18 protein-coding genes are annotated in these 19,294 nt (G+C 44.4%); 3 read left to right on the top strand and 15 right to left on the bottom strand.

Annotation, left to right across the window (positions count from 1 at the left end; all coding sequences use genetic code 11):
• Positions 1-159 precede the first annotated feature (159 nt).
• Positions 160-1,452, top strand: coding sequence for an MFS transporter (locus JK188_RS09875; RefSeq protein ID WP_211887569.1), 1,293 nt, complete (start codon positions 160-162; stop codon positions 1,450-1,452).
• 53 nt (positions 1,453-1,505) lie between these two features.
• Here the strand turns inward: JK188_RS09875 and JK188_RS09880 are convergent, their stop codons facing one another.
• The 3 genes from JK188_RS09880 to JK188_RS09890 form a co-directional block, all read right to left on the bottom strand.
• Positions 1,506-2,150: a 3-keto-L-gulonate-6-phosphate decarboxylase UlaD gene (locus JK188_RS09880; protein WP_154599602.1), complete on the bottom strand. Its 645-nt coding sequence runs from the start codon at positions 2,148-2,150 to the stop codon at positions 1,506-1,508.
• 50 nt (positions 2,151-2,200) lie between these two features.
• Complete coding sequence (locus JK188_RS09885; protein ID WP_036950629.1) at positions 2,201-2,668, bottom strand: PTS sugar transporter subunit IIA; 468 nt, start codon at positions 2,666-2,668, stop codon at positions 2,201-2,203.
• Positions 2,669-2,734: 66 nt separating this feature from the next.
• Positions 2,735-4,507 (bottom strand): PTS ascorbate-specific subunit IIBC, encoded by a 1,773-nt coding sequence (locus JK188_RS09890; protein ID WP_036950627.1) that lies wholly within the window; start codon positions 4,505-4,507, stop codon positions 2,735-2,737.
• Positions 4,508-4,934: 427 nt separating this feature from the next.
• On the opposite strand from JK188_RS09890, the gene ulaR reads away from it, so the two are divergent.
• Both ulaR and ulaG read left to right on the top strand, forming a co-directional pair.
• Positions 4,935-5,690 carry an HTH-type transcriptional regulator UlaR gene (ulaR, locus tag JK188_RS09895; protein ID WP_036950625.1) on the top strand — a complete coding sequence of 252 codons (756 nt, stop codon included), beginning with the start codon at positions 4,935-4,937 and terminating at the stop codon, positions 5,688-5,690.
• A 115-nt stretch (positions 5,691-5,805) separates the two neighbouring features.
• The gene (ulaG, locus tag JK188_RS09900) at positions 5,806-6,873 is read left to right on the top strand and encodes an L-ascorbate 6-phosphate lactonase (RefSeq protein ID WP_211887566.1); all 1,068 of its coding nucleotides are present in this window, start codon (positions 5,806-5,808) and stop codon (positions 6,871-6,873) included.
• A gap of 105 nt (positions 6,874-6,978) precedes the next feature.
• Here ulaG and JK188_RS09905 read toward each other — a convergent pair whose 3' ends face one another.
• The 12 genes from JK188_RS09905 to atpI form a co-directional block, all read right to left on the bottom strand.
• Positions 6,979-8,274 (bottom strand): SLC13 family permease, encoded by a 1,296-nt coding sequence (locus tag JK188_RS09905; RefSeq protein ID WP_211887564.1) that lies wholly within the window; start codon positions 8,272-8,274, stop codon positions 6,979-6,981.
• A gap of 231 nt (positions 8,275-8,505) precedes the next feature.
• Positions 8,506-10,338: a glutamine--fructose-6-phosphate transaminase (isomerizing) gene (glmS, locus tag JK188_RS09910; RefSeq protein ID WP_154603234.1), complete on the bottom strand. Its 1,833-nt coding sequence runs from the start codon at positions 10,336-10,338 to the stop codon at positions 8,506-8,508.
• Positions 10,339-10,597: 259 nt separating this feature from the next.
• The gene (gene glmU, locus JK188_RS09915; RefSeq protein WP_211887562.1) at positions 10,598-11,968 is read right to left on the bottom strand and encodes a bifunctional UDP-N-acetylglucosamine diphosphorylase/glucosamine-1-phosphate N-acetyltransferase GlmU; all 1,371 of its coding nucleotides are present in this window, start codon (positions 11,966-11,968) and stop codon (positions 10,598-10,600) included.
• Between the two features lie 123 nt (positions 11,969-12,091).
• Entirely contained in the window at positions 12,092-12,517 is a 426-nt protein-coding gene (locus JK188_RS09920) for a F0F1 ATP synthase subunit epsilon (protein WP_006660646.1), read from the bottom strand.
• Between the two features lie 21 nt (positions 12,518-12,538).
• Positions 12,539-13,921 (bottom strand): F0F1 ATP synthase subunit beta, encoded by a 1,383-nt coding sequence (gene atpD / locus JK188_RS09925; protein WP_006660647.1) that lies wholly within the window; start codon positions 13,919-13,921, stop codon positions 12,539-12,541.
• Between the two features lie 34 nt (positions 13,922-13,955).
• The gene (gene atpG / locus JK188_RS09930) at positions 13,956-14,819 is read right to left on the bottom strand and encodes a F0F1 ATP synthase subunit gamma (RefSeq protein ID WP_006660648.1); all 864 of its coding nucleotides are present in this window, start codon (positions 14,817-14,819) and stop codon (positions 13,956-13,958) included.
• A 55-nt stretch (positions 14,820-14,874) separates the two neighbouring features.
• Positions 14,875-16,416 (bottom strand): F0F1 ATP synthase subunit alpha, encoded by a 1,542-nt coding sequence (gene atpA, locus JK188_RS09935; protein ID WP_006660649.1) that lies wholly within the window; start codon positions 16,414-16,416, stop codon positions 14,875-14,877.
• A gap of 14 nt (positions 16,417-16,430) precedes the next feature.
• On the bottom strand, positions 16,431-16,964 hold the full coding sequence (atpH, locus tag JK188_RS09940; protein WP_036950613.1) for a F0F1 ATP synthase subunit delta: 534 nt from the start codon (positions 16,962-16,964) through the stop codon (positions 16,431-16,433).
• Between the two features lie 12 nt (positions 16,965-16,976).
• Positions 16,977-17,447, bottom strand: coding sequence for a F0F1 ATP synthase subunit B (atpF, locus tag JK188_RS09945; protein ID WP_181477768.1), 471 nt, complete (start codon positions 17,445-17,447; stop codon positions 16,977-16,979).
• A gap of 57 nt (positions 17,448-17,504) precedes the next feature.
• On the bottom strand, positions 17,505-17,744 hold the full coding sequence (gene atpE, locus JK188_RS09950) for a F0F1 ATP synthase subunit C (RefSeq protein ID WP_004246596.1): 240 nt from the start codon (positions 17,742-17,744) through the stop codon (positions 17,505-17,507).
• A gap of 47 nt (positions 17,745-17,791) precedes the next feature.
• Positions 17,792-18,610 (bottom strand): F0F1 ATP synthase subunit A, encoded by an 819-nt coding sequence (atpB, locus tag JK188_RS09955; protein WP_006660652.1) that lies wholly within the window; start codon positions 18,608-18,610, stop codon positions 17,792-17,794.
• A gap of 33 nt (positions 18,611-18,643) precedes the next feature.
• Positions 18,644-19,018 carry a F0F1 ATP synthase subunit I gene (gene atpI / locus JK188_RS09960; RefSeq protein ID WP_036950608.1) on the bottom strand — a complete coding sequence of 125 codons (375 nt, stop codon included), beginning with the start codon at positions 19,016-19,018 and terminating at the stop codon, positions 18,644-18,646.
• Positions 19,019-19,294 lie beyond the last annotated feature (276 nt).

Raw genomic sequence — 19,294 nt, forward strand, 5'->3', positions numbered from 1 at the left:
GACAGGAGCATAACAGAAATCAGTAATAAAACTGGAATGCCGCTATCAACAATTCGATTCAGATTAAAAAAGTAAAGTGTAATGTCGGCTTTTCAGATTTAAAAATATACGTACTTGCCATTAAAAAATATCGGTCGAATAACGATTAGAGAGTGATTTATGACAATACAAACATCTGAAATTACATCTGTCTCCTCAAAACGCACGACCTTTAAAGTCATGCTGGTTTGCTGGCTAAGCATTTTATTTGAAGGTTATGACGTGGGGGTGATGGGTGCAGTTTTACCCACACTCTCTGAATATAAAGAGTGGAATTTAACCCCTATTGAATTAGGCGCCTTGAGCAGTTATACCCTCGTGGGAATGTTCTTCGGTGCTTTTATTATCGGAACGTTAAGCGAGTTATATGGTCGACGACGCATGCTACTAATCTGCGTTACGCTATTTTCGTCCACCATGTTAGCCACCGCTTTAGCGCCAACACCTTGGTTTTTTGGATTAATGCGTTTTATCGGCGGAATTGGACTTGGGGGCGTGATCCCCGTAGCCGCGGCTCTCACTATTGAATATTCACCAACTGAAAAACGGTCGTTTAACTATGCCATTATGTACTCAGGCTACTCTCTGGGTATCTTATGTGCTGCGTTAGTGGCGATTGCGATTCTTAGCCAATTTGGTTGGCGTGGTGTGATGATGGTTGGATCGTTGCCCTTATTATTAATTTGGCCAATGTCCCGCTTGTTACCGGAGTCTATTGAATACCTGAATAACCGAGGGCAACACGAAAAAGCGAGAAAACTGGCGGAGAAACTTGAAGTTACCTATCACGAACCCGTGAAGCAAGAAAAGCAGGCTTCCCGTAGCTTAAAAGAAGTTGTCGCGATTATCTTTTCCAAAGATTACCTGCGAGCAACCTGCTGTTTTTGGGTCGCTCTGTTCTGTGGTGGCTTCATCGTTTACGGCTTAAATACGTGGCTGCCATCCATTATGCGTAAAGAAGGTTATGATCTCGGCTCCAGCTTAACTTTCTTAGTGGTGTTCAGTTTATCTTCTGCTCTAGGCGGGTTATTCCTCGGGAAAGTCGCCGATAAATGTGGCGCTCGCGGTACAGTTGCATTCTTCTTTATGCTAGGTGCAATGGGTATTGGATTGATGGTCTTCAAGCAAAATATCTATATGAATTATTTACTTGTGGGCCTCGCGGGGATTGGTTGTATTTCTGCGCCATTAATTTTGACGGGCTATGTCGCCCATTTCTATCCATCCAGTGTGCGGGCTTCTGCAACAGGTTGGACAATGAGTATTTCCCGTGTAGGTGCCATGTCTGGTCCCATGTTTGGCGCTTATATTGCCAGCCTTGGGGTCGCCAGCAGTTGGAACTTTGCCGCGTTCTCTGCGGTGACGGTAATAGGCGGTATTGCCGTAATGCTACTGCCAAGTAAACGCTTATAAACCCAAAAACAAAATCCCCTCGGTAATTTCGAGGGGATTTTTATCAATACCAATTACCAGAAACGAGCAATTTGTTCACGCAGAGCTTCTGCGGTGGCTTTTCCTTTTTCACCGACCAATGCGCGCCCAGCAATAAAGGCTTTGGCTTTGATACCTTCAAAAAGATGAATATCTTCCGGCACAATCCCCCCAGTTATCGACAATTCGAGGCCTAAATCAGAAAGTTGGCGCATTTTGGTGAGATCTTCAGGTCCCCAGCCCACGCCAGCGAGCTCAGCATCACGAGAACGGTGGTAAATCGCTTGTTTGATCCCTAAATCTACCCAGCGCTGAGCATCGTCTAATGTCCAGTTACCATACAGTTCAATTTGGATTTCACGCCCAAATTCATCCGCCACTTTTTTACATGCCGTGATAGTGGCAATATGCGCCGCTGCCGAAACCGTGATCCAATCCGCGCCGGCTTCGAACGCCATTTTCGATAAAATCGCACCACCATCCGTGGTCTTCATATCACAAACAATAATGTGTGATGGATGATTTTTACGTAATGTTGAAACCGCATTCATACCTTCCGCAAAAGCCAAAATAGTACCAATTTCAATCACATCAACAAAAGACTCCACATTATCAGCAACCGCCAGCGCATCTTTCAGATTTGTTTGGTCTAATGCAATTTGAATTAAAGGTTTAGTCATTTGATTATCCTAGTGTTTTAGATTAAATCGGGTATCTGGTGAATAACAGCTTAAGCCAATGCGGCATCAATCACCTGATAGACCTCGTCTGCGCTGGTGCAGCGGCGAATTTTATCGAGATCAATCCCCGTTTCGCTCTCTTCATCATCCAGTACTTGAGTCACTTCCATTAATCCTTCCATATGTTCATCAGAAGAACTTCCCGCGAGGGTAATAAGGACATCCACAGGCTCACTTTCCCCATCAAATACAATCGGTTCTTTTAATGTCACCAAGGCAAATGCGGTTTTTAAAACGCCATTTTCTGGGCGCGCATGAGGTAAGGCTAAATGAGGTGCAATACAGATATAAGGGCCTAACTCTTTGACGCTGCTAATAATGGCGTCATGGTAATCCGGCAAAATCGCCCCAGATGCGATGAGCATATCGGTGCCAATCTTAATCGCGTCCTGCCAATTATCCGCTGAGGCATGTAATTTAATGGAGTTGTTATCCATTAGAGATTGTTTGAAACCCATGACATTGCTCTCCTATCGTCATGGGCATACATCACTGAATCCCCATGACAAATTTAGTTATTGGATTTATTTCGACTCACTAAAGTTATTATGAATAATCGCCAGTAATTCATCGCCGAATGAGTTCGGATTCAACATATTCTGCACACCCAGTACAAATTTACCTTCCCCCGCATCCATTTCAGAAGAGAGATGCTTGGAAGAGACGATGATATCTGTATTCGCCAGTTTGGATTTGTAATCAGAAACCGCGCAGGAATCCATCACATGAGGGATGCCTTTGCCTTCAAGGTACTTGGCAATTTTCATTTTCATCATCATTGATGAACCTTGCCCATTACCACACACCGCAAGAATACTGACGGGTCTAGCGCCTGTTGAAATAGTTAGTTCTGTTGGTTCACTCAGCGCATTTTCAACACTCAGCTCTGCTTGTGGCTCCGCTGCCGTAGCGGCTTGCGCATCTTCTTCCGCACGCAATCTTTTCGACGCAAAGTACATGTAAACAAACGACAGTCCAATCAAGACAAAGAAGAAATATTTGGAGAAGGAAAGCCCCTGCATCACTGGTGGGAAAACTAACGCCCAGTCAGCCATGCCCATCCAACCGCTAAAATCCGTTCCTTGCTGGCTAAACAATGAAATCGCCCATGCAGACCCAAACACCTCAATGATCCCCATCACGAAACAGATTTTCATGACTGCTTTCCAGCCACCGAAATGGTTGGCAAATACCCCAATTGTCGCGTTGGAGAAGAACATCGGGATAAATCCAGGAATAATCATGATCGGGGAACTTAATCCCAACATAATCAACACCGCAGTAAACTGCCCCAACGCTCCCCACATAAAGCCGAATACCATGGCATTAGGAGAGAAGGCGTAAATTGCCGCACAGTCAATGGCGAGTACCGCGTTAGGAATAACGCGCTCGGAAATCCCTTTAAACGCTTCAGAAAGCTCGGCAACAAACATCCGCACGCCGGTAACAATAATCTGGATGGCAACCGCGAATTTCAAACCAGTTTCGAGAATATAGATGGTCCAATGGGTTTTCCCTGCCATTTCTTGCAAGTTAGTTAACCCAAAGGAAAGAAGAATGATGCCGAAGAAAACGGTCATCACAATCGCGGTGGCCGCGATGCTATCATGGAAAATATGCAACCATTTCGGTAGTTTAAGATTATCAACGCTATCGTTTTTATCACCGAGTTTATGGGCAATTTTAGTGGCAACCCATGATGCGACTTGCTGCTGGTGACCAATTGAAAACCCTGCCCCACCCGTGACTGATTCCGTTGGCTTGAACATAATATTGGATGAAATTCCCCAATACAGCGCCATGAGAACGGCTGAGTAAATAATGGTTTCCCACATACTGGTGCCCAGCACAAAATAGAATACCGCGATCAATCCCGCTTGCTGGAACATGATATGCCCCGTCAGCATAATGGTTCGGATCCCCGTAATACGGCGGAAAAGTACCAAAAGAATATTAATCGCCAATGCAATCAACACCGTATACCCAACCCATGAATAGTTATCCCCCATGGTTTCCATGGTGGCCATCATTGAGGTGTATGGGTCGATAACTGAACCGGTAAGATGATGATATTCTGACATTTTTGCAATGACAGGTTTGAAGCTGGAGACTAATGTATCGGCTCCCACTTGCACTAACATAAAGCCGACAATCGTTTTTATGGTTCCCTTCAGGATGGTTGTGCCATCTCTCTTTAGAAGCCAGTAGCCAATCAATGTCACTAATCCCAGTAATAACGGGGCTTTGGTCATCACTTGGCTGTAAAAAATATAGAATGAGTCATACAGAAAATCCATATTTTTACCCCTAAATCAAATTTAGTGTGAATTATTATCTTATTTAAAATTACATTACCCTGATCACAGACAAGCATTCTCACGCTATAATCAAACAGTTCATCAATTCAATCACTCAAACACATTTTGTAATCATAAGTAATCACCATTTGCTCATTTATGATTATTTAAAGTGACACTTTTTGACCAGTAAAAAACCCTACATTTGTTGAGCTGATCACAACAAATATAGTAAAAATCAATATTTACATATAGTTAAAGAATTAAATTGGCATGAGTAATTTTTGAATTTAGTGAGTTGACAATTTTCATTATAATCATATAGAATCAAATCTAATCATTTTGAGTCAAAAGTTATCATGGAATCGTGATTATAATAATCATCACTAAAGACGAAAAATGATTATACAGAAATAAGGCGCTACACATGAATGAGACACAAAGACATCATGAAATATTGTCTTTATTGAAAGAAAATCAAATCATTAACGTATCTTTTATCACAAAACATTTTGATATCTCGCCTGCAACTGCTCGCCGAGATATCGCCAAGCTGGATGAGCAAGGCAAACTCAAAAAAATACGTAATGGTGCAGAGCGCATTGAAGAAAAAAGACTCAGATGGTCACCGCTGAATATCAACAGCACCGATCATTATGAGGAAAAATCACAAATCGCTATGAAAGCGGCAGAACTTTGCCAACCGGGAGATAGCGCTGTTATCAACTGTGGATCCACCGCATTTTTGCTAGGACAGCAACTGTGTGGAAAAGGGGTTCAGATAGTAACGAACTATTTCCCTCTCGCCAGTTATTTGATTGAAGAAGAACATGAAGATGTGGTTCTCATTGGCGGGCAATATAACCGAACACAAGGTATTTTCCTCAATCCTGCATTAAGCACATTGATGGGATATGCCGGCAACTGGATGTTCACTTCAGGGAAAGGTTTAACCGAAACAGGGTTGTACAAAACAGATATGCTGACTGCGGTCGCGGAGCAACAGATGCTCGATCGTATTGATAAACTGGTTGTCGTTGTGGATAGCTCAAAAGTGGGAAGTCGAACGGGCATGCTATTTTGTCCTGCCGAAAAAATTGACTATCTCATCACTGGTAAGAACGCCGACCCGAAAATTATCAAAGCCATCGAAGCCCAAGGCACGCAAGTCATCCTTGTATAATTAGATTAACTATCTAATTCAACGAATTAACAAATTTATTCTGTATTTCGCCTTATTTTCATTAATAAGGCGCTAATCCCTTACATTTGAAATTCTGGATAGGAAAGGTGTTGCTATGAGTAAAGTAAATGAAATTACCCGTGAATCTTGGATTTTAAGCACATTCCCTGAATGGGGAACCTGGCTCAATGAAGAGATCGAAAAAACCGTCGTAGAACCCAACACATTTTCTATGTGGTGGCTGGGCTGTACAGGTATTTGGTTGAAAAGCGAAGGTAACACCAACATTTCCATCGATTTTTGGTGTGGCACTGGTAAAAAGACCCAGAAAAACCCACTGATGAATCAGCAGCATCAAATGATGCGCATGGGCGGTGTTGAAGCCCTGCAGCCTAACTTGCGCACCGCGATTTTTCCTCTCGACCCCTTTGCGATTAAAGATGTCGATGCCATTTTAGCGTCTCATGACCACGCGGATCATATTGACGTCAACGTTGCGGCAGCCGTGCTACAAAACTGCGGAGACCACGTTAAATTTATTGGTCCACAAGCCTGTGTAAACCTATGGACTGGCTGGGGCGTACCGGAAGATCGCTGCATTGTGGCCAAAGTGGGGGATGTGATTGAAGTTGGCGATATGAAAATTCGCGTGTTAGATTCCTTCGACCGTACCGCGCTAGTGACCTTACCAAAAGGCGTTTCTTCCTATGACAAAGCGATTTTGGACGGTATGGATGAACGTGCGGTGAACTACTTGATTGAAACCACAGGCGGCTCTTTGTATCACTCTGGGGATTCTCACTATTCCAACTACTATGCGGCGCACGGCAACCGCTACAATATTGATGTTGCCCTGCTTTCTTACGGCGAAAACCCGCGCGGCGTGACTGACAAAATGACCTCTTCCGATATTCTGCGTGCCGCCGAATCATTAGATTGCACGACGGTTATCCCATTCCACCACGACATTTGGGCTAACTTCCAAAATGACCCTCGGGAAATTGAAGTGTTGTGGAATATGAAAAAAGAGCGTCTGCAATATAAATTTTCCCCATTCTTCTGGCAAGTTGGCGGGAAATATACCTACCCAACCGATAAAGGACGCATGCATTATCAGCATTTCAGAGGCTTCCAAGACATCTTTAAAAATGAACCTGAATTGCCGTATAAAGCCTTCTTATAAGATGGTTATCGATTAAAAAAACAAAATCCGGTAAGGCATACCCTCTACCGGATTTTTATTATCTTTATAAAACTGCTAACTTTATGTTAATCACCAAAATCGTGATTAAGGGATCACGCCCAGCAATTTAAACCAGAAATAATCCAGCGGCACCAAAAGGAAAAAGGTCAAAATAAACAAGATAAGACACAACCTTACCCCATCCATTAACGGCACTTTGCCCATTCCCATCGCGACAACAATCGGAGATGCTTGATAAGGCAATAAAGGTGTCGAATAACCAATCACCTGCACCATCAGCACAGCAATCAACGGTAAGCCCGTGGCATTAGAGAGAGACTCCGCTAACGGAGTATACAGTGCAGGAACACCGTTTGCTGTCACCACAAAGTTTAATCCACTGGTCAGTCCTACTAAGCTACCAAAATCCATAAACGGGCTATTTGGATCCAGTGGCAGCATCTTTTGTAAGTAAGTACCAACCACCATTCCAACGTTGGAATAACTCACCAATGTTGCTAGGCTCAAAATCCCTGCCACATAGATACAAGTGCGGATATTCACCGCTTTAACAAACTCATCATTGGTGACAAAACCGACTTTAGGCAGCAAGCAGAAACATGCCGCGACTAATCCCACCCATGCTGGTGAAATACCATGTGTGGTATCCGTGATCCAGAAAAGCAACGTGACCGCCAGCACAACACCGAGCTTTTTCTCATCGCGGCTCATTGGCGGTAAGGTTTTTTGTTCAGCCACCTGCTGCAATTTGGCAGGAAATAGAAAATAGATACACAGCACCACCATTGCACCTTTAATCAGCCCTAAGATTGGCATGTGCAGGAACAGATAATTCAAATAGGAAAGTTTAAGGTGGTAGGTGGTTTCTATCGCCCCCGCCATGACGAGGTTGGGAACGTTCGCTGGCAGTACAGTTGCAGAAAGTTGGAAGGTACCAAAACCCACCGCCAGCGCTAATCCGATGCGCCCTCGACTGCCACTTTCTAGCCCGACTTTATCTGCTATTGCCATCACAATCGGCATCAATAACGCAATTCGTCCCATATTCGACGGCATAATAAATGCCAATCCATACGCGAGGATCACCACACCAATGATCAATGAGAGCCAGGATTTGGTGAAACGACCCGAGATATGCTGCGCGATCCGTTCCGCCAGCCCCACTTTATTGATGGCAAACCCAAGAATAAAGCCGCTTAAAACGAGCCAAAATGCTTCTGAGGTGAACCCCGAGAAAATCACATTGGTTGGCGCTAGATGTAAACATGCCGCTGCAGCTAAAAACAGTAATGCTACTAAATATTCTGGTAGTTTTCCTGTCGCCCAAAACCCTATCGTGATTGCGATGACAACCGCACTCAACCATTCAATCTCTGCCATCCACGTAACCTTCTGCTGATTTTTATTGTTGTTTATTATTGCTCAATACTGCATCAAGAAAATTAAGTATACGTGAAATTGATAGCGAATAGATGCATACCCAATCAACTAATTAGCATCGGATTATTATAGTTCAGTAGGGAAATTTTAATGGCGAATAATAATAGAAGGGCAATAAAAAGCCGGTGTACTTTGACAGGACACCGGCTGGATTTTTAAATCAGAGTGAGATTACTCAACAGTCACTGATTTTGCCAAGTTACGCGGCTGGTCTACGTCAGTTCCTTTGATTAACGCAACATGGTAAGAAAGCAGTTGCAGAGGAACGGTGTAGAAAATTGGTGCGATTAACTCTTCCACATGTGGCAGGGAAACAATTTTCATGTTTTCGCTTGCTACAAAACCAGCATCTTGGTCAGCGAACACATACAGCAAGCCGCCACGTGCGCGAACTTCTTCAATGTTAGATTTCAGTTTTTCTAACAGTTCGTTGTTCGGAGCAACGATGATAACGGGCATATCTGCATCAATTAACGCTAATGGACCATGTTTTAATTCGCCAGCTGCGTACGCTTCAGCATGGATATACGAAATCTCTTTCAGTTTCAGTGCGCCTTCAACGGCGATAGGGAACTGATCGCCACGACCTAAGAACAACGCGTGGTTTTTGTCTGAGAAATCTTCAGCTAACGCTTCAATCACTTTGTCTTGAGACAGCATGCTTTCAATACGTGCAGGCAGTGCGTGAAGCGCATGAGCAATACGCTCTTCCAGTTCAGGGTTTGCCCCTTTCAGGCGTCCCATATACGCCACCAGCATCAACAATACCGTTAACTGGGTTGTAAATGCTTTGGTTGAAGCGACGCCAATTTCCGCGCCCGCTTTGGTCATCAGCGAAAATTCAGATTCACGGACTAATGAAGATGCGCCAACGTTACAAATTGCCAGAGACGTTAAGTAACCCAGCTCTTTAGACAAGCGCAGAGCGGCTAGTGTGTCCGCCGTTTCCCCTGATTGGGAAATGGTGATCATCAAGCTGCCTTTACGGTGTGCTGGTTTACGGTAGCGGTATTCTGACGCAATTTCCACGTCACAAGGGATACCCGCCAGTGATTCAAACCAGTAACGCGCAACCATACCTGCGTTGTACGAGGTTCCGCAGGCAACGATTTGGATATGGTCAACTTTGGACAGAATTTCGCTAGCTTTTGGACCTAACTCGCTAAGATCGATACCATTATCTTGGTTAAAACGCCCTTCGAGAGTGTTTTTAATCGCCATCGGCTGTTCATAGATCTCTTTTTGCATGTAATGGCGGTATGCGCCTTTATCACCTGCATCGTATTGAACGTTCGATTCGATTTGCTCACGTTCAACTGGCGCGCCTTGCTTATCAAAAATACGCACAGTGCGACGAGTGACTTCCGCAATATCCCCTTCTTCTAAGTAGATAAAACGGCGAGTCACAGGCAATAATGCCAGTTGGTCAGAAGCTAAGAAGTTTTCGCCAACACCCAGACCGATAACCAACGGGCTACCAGAGCGTGCTGCGACTAATAATTCTGGGTTGCGGCTATCCATAATCACGGTGCCATAAGCGCCACGTAATTGCGGGATCACGCGCTGAACCACTTCCAATAATGTGCCGCCTTGCTGCTGTTCATGATGAACAAGGTGCGCAATCACTTCAGTGTCAGTGTCTGAACTAAAGATATAGCCAAGTTTTTTCAGCTCTTCTTTCAGTTCTAAATAGTTCTCGATAATTCCGTTATGAACAACGGCAATGTAACCCGAGGTATGAGGGTGAGCGTTACGCTCGCTTGGAATACCATGAGTCGCCCAGCGGGTATGCGCGATACCAGTTCCACCAGAAACCGGGTTCTTTTCTGCTTCTTCCGCCAGCATTTGCACTTTACCGACTTCACGTAAGCGTTGCAGATGACCTTCATGATCAACCACCGCCATACCCGCAGAGTCATAACCACGGTATTCTAAACGGCGAAGACCTTCTAACAGAATTTCCGCGATATCACGTTGTGCGACAGCACCAACAATTCCACACATATTAAGTTATTCCTAAATAAAGGGGGTCTTCCCCTCTTATTGTCGCAACCTGATTATTGTTCAGCTTTCGCTGCTCCCCAGCCTTGTAGAAACGGGGAATTTATTGTTTTATCTATTTGCTACTTTGTAGCGATTTTTATATTAAAAAAACTGACCGACATTGCTTAGACTGCTAATTCTTAGATAGCTGATTCATTCATAGCTAATCATAGGAGAGACTTGAATATCTCTCCTCTATATTTACTTATGTTTTATTTACTTATTTTTTCTTTACTGGGCGCTGCCAGTTTTTAATATGAGTCTGTTTCACGCGGCTAACCACCAGTTCACCTTCATTAACATCACGGGTAACTGTGGTACCAGCACCAATGGTTGCGCCATTGGCTACAGTGACTGGTGCGACTAATTGTGTGTCTGAACCCACAAACACATCATCACCAATAACCGTTTTAAATTTATTCGCGCCATCATAGTTGCACGTAATGGTACCTGCACCGATGTTCACGTTATCACCAATCTGAGCATCACCCAGATAGCTTAAGTGACCCGCTTTAGAGCCTAAGCCCAGCGTGGCATTTTTCATTTCAACGAAGTTACCCACATGAGATTTCGCTGCTAATTTAGCACCAGGGCGTAAACGTGCGAAAGGTCCAACAGTACATTCCGTGGATAATTCAGAATTTTCAATCACTGAGTATGGGCTGATAACTGAGTTATCGCCAATCATACAGTTTTTCAGTACGCAGCCAGTTTGGATCTGAACGTTATTACCCAGCGTCACGTTACCTTCGATGATCACGTTAGTGTCGATGACGACATCACGACCGTGAGTTAAGGTTCCGCGAATATCAAAACGCGCAGGATCAATCAACATCACACCCGCTAACAGTAATTTTTCAGCTTGTTCTTTTTGGTAGATGCGCTCTAACGCAGCTAATTGCAGACGGTTATTAACCCCTTCCATTTCACTGAGATGGCTTGGGTGAACGGTCGCAATTTTGTTACCTTCTTTATGAGCAAGAGCAATGATATCGGTAATGTAGTATTCACCTTGGGCATTGTTATTGTTCAGTTGGCTCAGCCAGCGGTTAAAGTCTTTGCCGCTTGCGACCATAATACCGGTGTTGATTTCTTGGATTTTACGCTGTTCTTCACTGGCATCTTTCTGTTCGATGATACCAACAACTTCGCCGTTTTCGCGGATAATACGACCATAACCGGCTGGGTTATCTAAGATAACGGTCAATAAGCCAATACCGCCTTCCGGCTTAGCATCTACCAGTCGTTGTAATGTGTCTTTAGCAATTAAAGGTACATCGCCATAAAGCATGACAATGTCTTCGTCATCTTGGAAGTGGGGAGCGGCTTGCTGCATTGCGTGGCCGGTACCCAGTTGCTCCGCTTGCAGAACCCAATTGAGGTTTTGTTCACCCAGTTTTTCTTTCAGTAAATCACCGCCATGTCCGTATACCAGATGAATATCCGACGCACCGATTGATTTCGCTGTATCAATCACATGCTGAACCATTGGTTTACCTGCGAGTAAATGCAGAACTTTAGGTAAGTCTGAATACATCCGTGTGCCTTTACCGGCAGCTAAAATCACGACACTTTTTCTTTGCACAGTCATATTTTCCTGAAACTCCAACTTTGGGGTGAAAGTAAACCTATTTCCTGTATAAATTACTACATATTTCGCACAAATAAAAAAGCCAGTTAGTCAAACTAACTGGCTTTTTCTATATTGCTATCATTACATAAGCTTTTTAGTTAACTCGATAACTCGAAGTTTCGCTATTGCTTTTGCAAGTTCTGCTGATGCCTGAGCATAATCAACATCGCCGTGTGCTTTGCGGACATGTTCTTCCGCTTTGCGTTTAGCTTCCACTGCACGAGCTTCGTCTAAATCTTTACCACGGATCGCTGTATCAGCGAGTACGATAACACCTGTTGGTTGAACTTCTAAAATACCGCCGGAGAGGTAAATTAGCTCTTCTTCACCAAACTGCTTCGTAATGCGTACCATGCCCGGTTTTATGGCAGTCAGCAGCGGGGTATGCTGCGGATAAATCCCCAACTCACCTTCACTACCTGTCACCTGAATTTTTTGTACTAAGCCTTCAAACATCTGTTTTTCCGCGCTTACTACTTTCAGGTAGTATGTCATTGCAGCTACCATATCAACCTCTCGTCAGATGGATTAAAGCTTTTTCGCTTTTTCCACAGCTTCTTCAATGGTACCAACCATGTAGAACGCTTGTTCTGGCAGGTGGTCGTAATCACCGTTCAGGATGCCGCTGAAGCCACGGATAGTGTCTTTCAGAGAAACGAACTTACCTGGTGAACCGGTAAAGACTTCTGCAACGAAGAATGGTTGAGACAGGAAGCGCTGGATCTTACGAGCACGAGCAACAACCAGTTTGTCTTCTTCAGACAGTTCATCCATACCCAGGATTGCAATGATATCTTTCAGTTCTTGGTAACGTTGCAGAATAGACTGAACGCCACGAGCAACATCATAGTGCTCTTGACCAACTACCAGTGGGTCTAATTGACGGCTGGTAGAATCCAGAGGGTCAACCGCAGGGTAGATACCCAGAGATGCGATTTGACGGCTCAGAACTACGGTTGCGTCTAAGTGAGCAAAGGTAGTTGCTGGTGATGGGTCAGTCAAGTCATCCGCTGGTACGTATACCGCTTGAACGGAAGTGATAGAACCAGTTTGAGTTGAGGTAATACGTTCTTGCAGAACACCCATCTCTTCCGCCAGCGTTGGTTGGTAACCTACCGCTGATGGCATACGACCTAACAGTGCTGATACTTCAGTACCTGCCAGTGTATAACGATAAATGTTGTCAACGAACAGCAGTACGTCACGACCTTCGTCACGGAATTTTTCAGCCATAGTCAGACCAGTCAGCGCAACACGCAGACGGTTTCCTGGTGGCTCGTTCATCTGGCCATAAACCAGTGATACTTTATCCAGAACGTTTGAGTCGGTCATTTCATGATAGAAGTCGTTACCTTCACGGGTACGCTCACCAACACCGGCGAACACTGAGTAACCTGAGTGCTCGATCGCGATGTTACGGATCAGTTCCATCATGTTTACTGTTTTACCAACACCCGCACCACCGAACAGACCTACTTTACCACCTTTCGCGAATGGACAGATTAAGTCCATTACTTTGATACCGGTTTCCAGCAGTTCAGTTGAGTTAGCTAACTCTTCGTAGCTTGGTGCAGCACGGTGAATAGACCAGCGCTCTTCTTCGCCGATATCACCTTTCATGTCGATTGGTTCACCCAAAACGTTCATGATACGTCCCAGAGTTGCTTTACCGACTGGTACTTCGATTGGGTGCTCTAGGTTTACAACTTCTAAACCACGGCTCAGACCGTCTGATGTACCCATTGCGATACAACGGACAACACCACCACCTAACTGTTGTTGAACTTCCAACACCAGTTTTTCTTTACCGTTAATAACCTCAAGAGCATCGTACACTTTTGGTACGTTATCTTGAGGGAACTCGACGTCCACAACGGCGCCGATTACCTGGATAATCTTTCCAGTAGCCATCTTGAATCCTCTACGTAATTCGTAAACCTAGCTGTTAAACCGCGGCAGCACCAGAAACGATCTCGGTCAGTTCCTGAGTAATGCTGGCCTGACGAGCTTTGTTGTAAACCAACTGCAACTCTTTGATCAGGTTTCCACCGTTATCTGTAGCGGCTTTCATCGCTACCATTCGAGCGGCCTGCTCACTAGCTAGGTTTTCAACGACGCCCTGATAAACCTGCGACTCGATATAACGACGCAGCAGGGTATCCAGCAACGCCTTAGGATCGGGTTCATATAAATAATCCCAAGATTTCTTCTTCAGTGTTTCGTCATCGCTTGCAGGCAATGGCAGTAACTGAAGAATCGTTGGCTCTTGAGACATTGTATTGACGAACTTGTTGTTCACCACATACAGTTTATCTAAACGCCCTTCATCATAGGCTTGTAGCATAGAGTTAACTGGGCCAATCAGGTCAGAAAGGGTCGGGTTATCCCCCATTCCGGTTACTTGTGAAACGACATTGCCGCCTACAGAACCGAAGAATGCTACCGCTTTAGAACCGATTAAAGCCAAATCAACCTGAACGTTTTTCTCAGACCACGTTTTCATGTCTGCTAGCAGTTTTTTGAACAGGTTAACGTTCAAACCACCACACAGACCACGGTCTGTTGAAACAACCAAATACCCGACGCGCTTAACTTCACGCTCTTCGAGATATGGGTGTTTATATTCCAGATTACCTAATGCAAGGTGACCAATCACACTGCGCATGGTTTCTGCATAAGGACGGCTGGCCGCCATGCGTTCCTGCGTTTTACGCATTTTGGACGCCGCGACCATTTCCATCGCTTTAGTGATCTTCTGCGTGTTTTGCACACTTCCAATCTTGGAACGTATCTCTTTTGCGCCGGCCATTTCTGCTTCTCCTTATTAACCAGACGGCCCATAAAAATTCACGGGCCGAATAGTATTACCAGGACTGGGTGGCTTTGAATGATTCGAGCAGTTTATTCAACTTAGCTTCGATATCATCGTTATATTTGCCCGCCAGACCAATTTCGTTCATAAGGTCAGCATGCTCGCGCTGTGCAAATGAAACTAATGCAGCTTCGAATGCACCAATTTTTGCTAACTCAACATCGTCCAGATATCCACGTTCTGCAGCGAACAGAGACAGTGCCTGCTCTGCTACTGACATTGGTGCATACTGTTTCTGTTTCAGCAGTTCAGTTACTTTCTGACCGTGGCTCAACTGTTTACGAGTTGCGTCATCGAGGTCGGAAGCAAACTGAGCAAACGCTGCCAGTTCACGGTATTGAGCCAGTGCTGTACGGATACCACCAGACAGTTTCTTAATGATTTTAGTCTGAGCAGCACCACCAACACGAGATACTGAAATACCTGGGTTAACCGCTGGACGAATACCAGAGTTAAACAGGTTAGATTCCAGGAAGATCTGACCATCTGTAATCGAAATTACGTTTGTTGGTACGAATGCAGAAACGTCACCCGCTTGAGTTTCAATGATTGGCAGAGCAGTCAATGAACCAGTTTTACCTTTCACTTCACCTTTAGTGAATGCTTCTACGTAATCAGCGTTAACACGAGCAGCACGCTCAAGTAAACGGGAGTGCAGATAGAAAACATCACCTGGGTATGCTTCACGTCCTGGTGGACGACGCAGCAACAGTGAAATTTGACGGTATGCGACAGCCTGTTTAGACAGGTCATCATAAACGATCAGAGCATCTTCACCGCGGTCACGGAAATATTCACCCATCGCGCAACCAGAGTATGGTGCTAAGTATTGCAGTGCAGCTGATTCAGATGCAGTTGCAACAACAACGATAGTGTTTTCCAGAGCGCCGTGTTCTTCCAGTTTACGTACTACGTTAGAGATAGTTGATGCTTTCTGCCCGATAGCAACGTAAACACATTTGATGCCAGAATCACGCTGGTTGATGATTGCATCGATCGCCAGAGCTGTTTTACCAGTTTGACGGTCACCGATGACAAGCTCACGCTGGCCACGGCCGATTGGAATCATCGCATCGACTGATTTATAACCAGTCTGTACAGGTTGATCAACTGATTGACGGTCGATAACACCCGGAGCAATAACTTCTACAGGAGAGAAGCCATCGTGCTCAACAGGACCTTTACCATCAATTGGTTGACCCAGTGTATTCACTACACGTCCTAACAGGCCACGGCCTACTGGAACTTCAAGAATACGACCAGTACATTTAACTTTCATGCCTTCTGCTAAGTCAGCATAAGGGCCCATAACAACCGCACCAACAGAGTCACGCTCTAAGTTCAGTGCAATTGCGTAACGGTTGCCAGGCAGAGCGATCATTTCACCCTGCATGACTTCGGCTAAACCGTGAATACGAATGATACCGTCGTTAACGGAAACAATCGTACCTTCATTGTGAGCTTCACTCACAACATCGAACTGAGCAATACGCTGTTTGATCAGTTCGCTGATTTCGGTGGAATTCAGTTGCATATGCTCCAGTCCCCTTAAGACTGCAAGACGTCAGTTAAACGCTCTAAGCGACCGCGGACACTACCGTCAATGACGAGGTCTCCCGCACGAATGATCACTCCAGCAATAACAGACTTGTCAATTTTGCAATTCAGCTTAACTTTGCGTGACAGACGTTTTTCCATCGCGGCAGAAATTTTAGCTGACTGCTGTTCACTCAGTTCGTTCGCAGAAAGAACATCAACTTCAACAGTTGATTCCAGCGTATCGCGCAATTGGATAAATTGAGCTAATACTTCTGGCATCGTTGTTAAACGACCGTTTTCCGCCATAACACGAATTAGATTTTGAACATGCTCGTCAATTTCATCTCCACAAACAGAGATAAACGTTTTAGCTAATGTTTCTGGTGCAATAGAACCAGAAAGCAGCTCACCAACCTGTTCATTGCGCGTCACCTCAGAGGTGAAGGCTAGCATTTCCTGCCATTTAGCAACAGCTTGGTTTTCCACAGCAAAGTCAAAAGCTGCTTTGGCGTAGGGGCGAGCTACAGTAGCGATTTCAGACATGCCCCTCCCTCCTTACAGTTCAGCGACTAGTTTATCAACGATGTCGCTGTTAGCAGCTTCATCCACGGAACGTTCGATGATCTTCTCGGCACCTGCGATAGCAAGCATCGCAACCTGTTTACGTAACTCTTCACGTGCACGTTTACGCTCAGCATCAATTTCAGCTTGCGCTTGTGCTACGATTTTTGCACGTTCTGTTTCTGCTTCCGCTTTAGCTTCATCAATCATTTGAGTGCGTTGTTTATTCGCTTGTTCAATGATGATTTGTGCTTCAGCTTTCGCTTTTTTCAGTCGGTCGGTTGCGTCGGTTTGCGCCAGTTCCAGGTTCTTTTTAGCACGTTCTGCGGAAGATAAACCGTCAGCAATTTCTTTTTGACGTTTTTCTATGGCCGCCATAATCGGTGGCCATACATACTTCATACAGAACAAAACAAACAGGACAAACGCGATAGCCTGGCCGAGGATTGTTGCATTTAGATTCACAGACAATACCTCTTATTTATTAGTTAGTTAATGTTCTTAATGTGTGCCGAACGTTAATTAGGCAACAGCGAACATTACATATAAGCCCAGACCAACAGCAATCATCGGAATAGCATCGACCAGACCCATTACGATAAAGAACTGTGTACGCAGCAGAGGAATTAAATCTGGCTGACGAGCAGCGCCTTCTAAAAATTTACCACCTAGGATGCCGATACCGATCGCAGCACCGATCGCCGCTAAACCCATCATAATAGCGGCAGCCATGTACAGCAGATCCATACTCAGGTTTTCCATGACAGTCTCCAGTTTGTTTCAGTTAATACAATTATTGATTAATAAAATTAGTGCTCTTCAGAAGCCATCGACAGATAGACAACAGTCAGAACCATAAAAATAAAGGCTTGTAGCGTAATAATCAGTATGTGGAAGATAGCCCAAGGCAGGCTTAACAACCACTGTGACCACCACGGAAGCAGAGCCGCGATAAGAATAAAGATCAATTCACCTGCATACATGTTACCAAACAGTCGCAGACCGAGTGATACAGGTTTTGACAGCAGGCTAACCCCTTCAAGAATCAAGTTTACAGGGATAAATACCGGATGGTTGAAAGGCTGCATAGTGAGCTCTTTCGTGAATCCGCCAATTCCTTTCATCTTGATGCTGTAAAAGATTATTAGGATAAACACACCAATTGCCATCGACATCGTGATACTCACATCTGCGGTTGGAACAATACGCAGAGCAGGTAAACCTAAGTAGTGCTCACCGATGTATGGGATGAAATCAATTGGAAGTAGATCCAGAAGGTTCATTAAAAATACCCAGACGAACACCGTTAATGCCAGAGGGGCAATAACTTTGCTCTTCCCGTGATACATATCACGGACTGAGTTATCAACGAAACCAATGATCAGTTCTATTGCAGTCTGTAACTTACCGGGTACGCCACTAGTCGCATTGGCAGCAACTTTTCTAAATAGCCACAGGAATAAAGCCCCGAGAACTACGGAGAAAAAAAGCGAGTCAATGTTTAACGCCCAAAACGTTGGACTAGCGTGGGGATCGACCAACTCAAAGGTACGTAGATCCAACTGAAGGTTTCTCAGATGGTGACCTATGTACTCATTTGTAGTCATCACTTCTCCTGATGCAGACATGATGCCTCTTACCCTTTTGTAGTTTAAAAATACTTACCGTTTTACAACGGCTGGTGCAACAATCTGAACAATCAGCACCGCTAAATAGGTCAAACCCAGTGGTGTTATTGACGCTTTAAACACACCAAAAGCAACAACTAAGACAGTAATAGTTGTCACAACCTTTAACCCTGCTCCTAATGCAAAGAACCAGGCAATGCGGACAGGTTCATCCTCTTCTTTTGCTTTTTCAAAGCGTGATAGCAGCATAAATACGATATTAGGTAACCAGCATGCTAACCCACCAGCAAGAGCAGAGGCCCCCCATTCTATACTATTTGCACAGAAAGCCCCACTGAGGATTACAAAAGTTATTAACTGAATAGACAGTTGCTTAGAAGCATTACTGCCATAAAGGGAAACAGACATAACTTTGTGTACTCCCAGCTCTCTCAGCCTAAGAAACGCTAAGGGTTGTAATAAAACTGCCTTTGCTTAAATGTGTCAAGAGACAAAAACGTGCAAATTATACGGGCAGGCGAAATGAATTCAATCAGTAAGTAGCGAAAAGGTGAATAAATATTTAATTTTTTCGAGATAGCGCAGAATTAAGACAGGTGGGATTAATAATTTATTAACGATTCGTCGCCTAAAAATAACTTTATGTGATTAAGATCACAACAAATCTTAATCTCTTGATTAATA

Source organism: Providencia sp. JGM181 (genome assembly GCF_018257375.1).
GTDB lineage: Bacteria > Pseudomonadota > Gammaproteobacteria > Enterobacterales > Enterobacteriaceae > Providencia > Providencia lanzhouensis.

Excerpts from the sequence above, each read along its gene's own strand:
- JK188_RS09875 (WP_211887569.1), top strand. The coding sequence starts at position 160 with ATGACAATACAAACATCTGAAATTACATCTGTCTCCTCAAAACGCACG.
- JK188_RS09880 (WP_154599602.1), bottom strand. The coding sequence starts at position 2,150 with ATGACTAAACCTTTAATTCAAATTGCATTAGACCAAACAAATCTGAAA.
- JK188_RS09885 (WP_036950629.1), bottom strand. The coding sequence starts at position 2,668 with ATGGGTTTCAAACAATCTCTAATGGATAACAACTCCATTAAATTACAT.
- JK188_RS09890 (WP_036950627.1), bottom strand. The coding sequence starts at position 4,507 with ATGGATTTTCTGTATGACTCATTCTATATTTTTTACAGCCAAGTGATG.
- ulaR (WP_036950625.1), top strand. The coding sequence starts at position 4,935 with ATGAATGAGACACAAAGACATCATGAAATATTGTCTTTATTGAAAGAA.
- ulaG (WP_211887566.1), top strand. The coding sequence starts at position 5,806 with ATGAGTAAAGTAAATGAAATTACCCGTGAATCTTGGATTTTAAGCACA.
- JK188_RS09905 (WP_211887564.1), bottom strand. The coding sequence starts at position 8,274 with ATGGCAGAGATTGAATGGTTGAGTGCGGTTGTCATCGCAATCACGATA.
- glmS (WP_154603234.1), bottom strand. The coding sequence starts at position 10,338 with ATGTGTGGAATTGTTGGTGCTGTCGCACAACGTGATATCGCGGAAATT.
- glmU (WP_211887562.1), bottom strand. The coding sequence starts at position 11,968 with ATGACTGTGCAAAGAAAAAGTGTCGTGATTTTAGCTGCCGGTAAAGGC.
- JK188_RS09920 (WP_006660646.1), bottom strand. The coding sequence starts at position 12,517 with ATGGTAGCTGCAATGACATACTACCTGAAAGTAGTAAGCGCGGAAAAA.
- atpD (WP_006660647.1), bottom strand. The coding sequence starts at position 13,921 with ATGGCTACTGGAAAGATTATCCAGGTAATCGGCGCCGTTGTGGACGTC.
- atpG (WP_006660648.1), bottom strand. The coding sequence starts at position 14,819 with ATGGCCGGCGCAAAAGAGATACGTTCCAAGATTGGAAGTGTGCAAAAC.
- atpA (WP_006660649.1), bottom strand. The coding sequence starts at position 16,416 with ATGCAACTGAATTCCACCGAAATCAGCGAACTGATCAAACAGCGTATT.
- atpH (WP_036950613.1), bottom strand. The coding sequence starts at position 16,964 with ATGTCTGAAATCGCTACTGTAGCTCGCCCCTACGCCAAAGCAGCTTTT.
- atpE (WP_004246596.1), bottom strand. The coding sequence starts at position 17,744 with ATGGAAAACCTGAGTATGGATCTGCTGTACATGGCTGCCGCTATTATG.
- atpB (WP_006660652.1), bottom strand. The coding sequence starts at position 18,610 with ATGTCTGCATCAGGAGAAGTGATGACTACAAATGAGTACATAGGTCAC.
- atpI (WP_036950608.1), bottom strand. The coding sequence starts at position 19,018 with ATGTCTGTTTCCCTTTATGGCAGTAATGCTTCTAAGCAACTGTCTATT.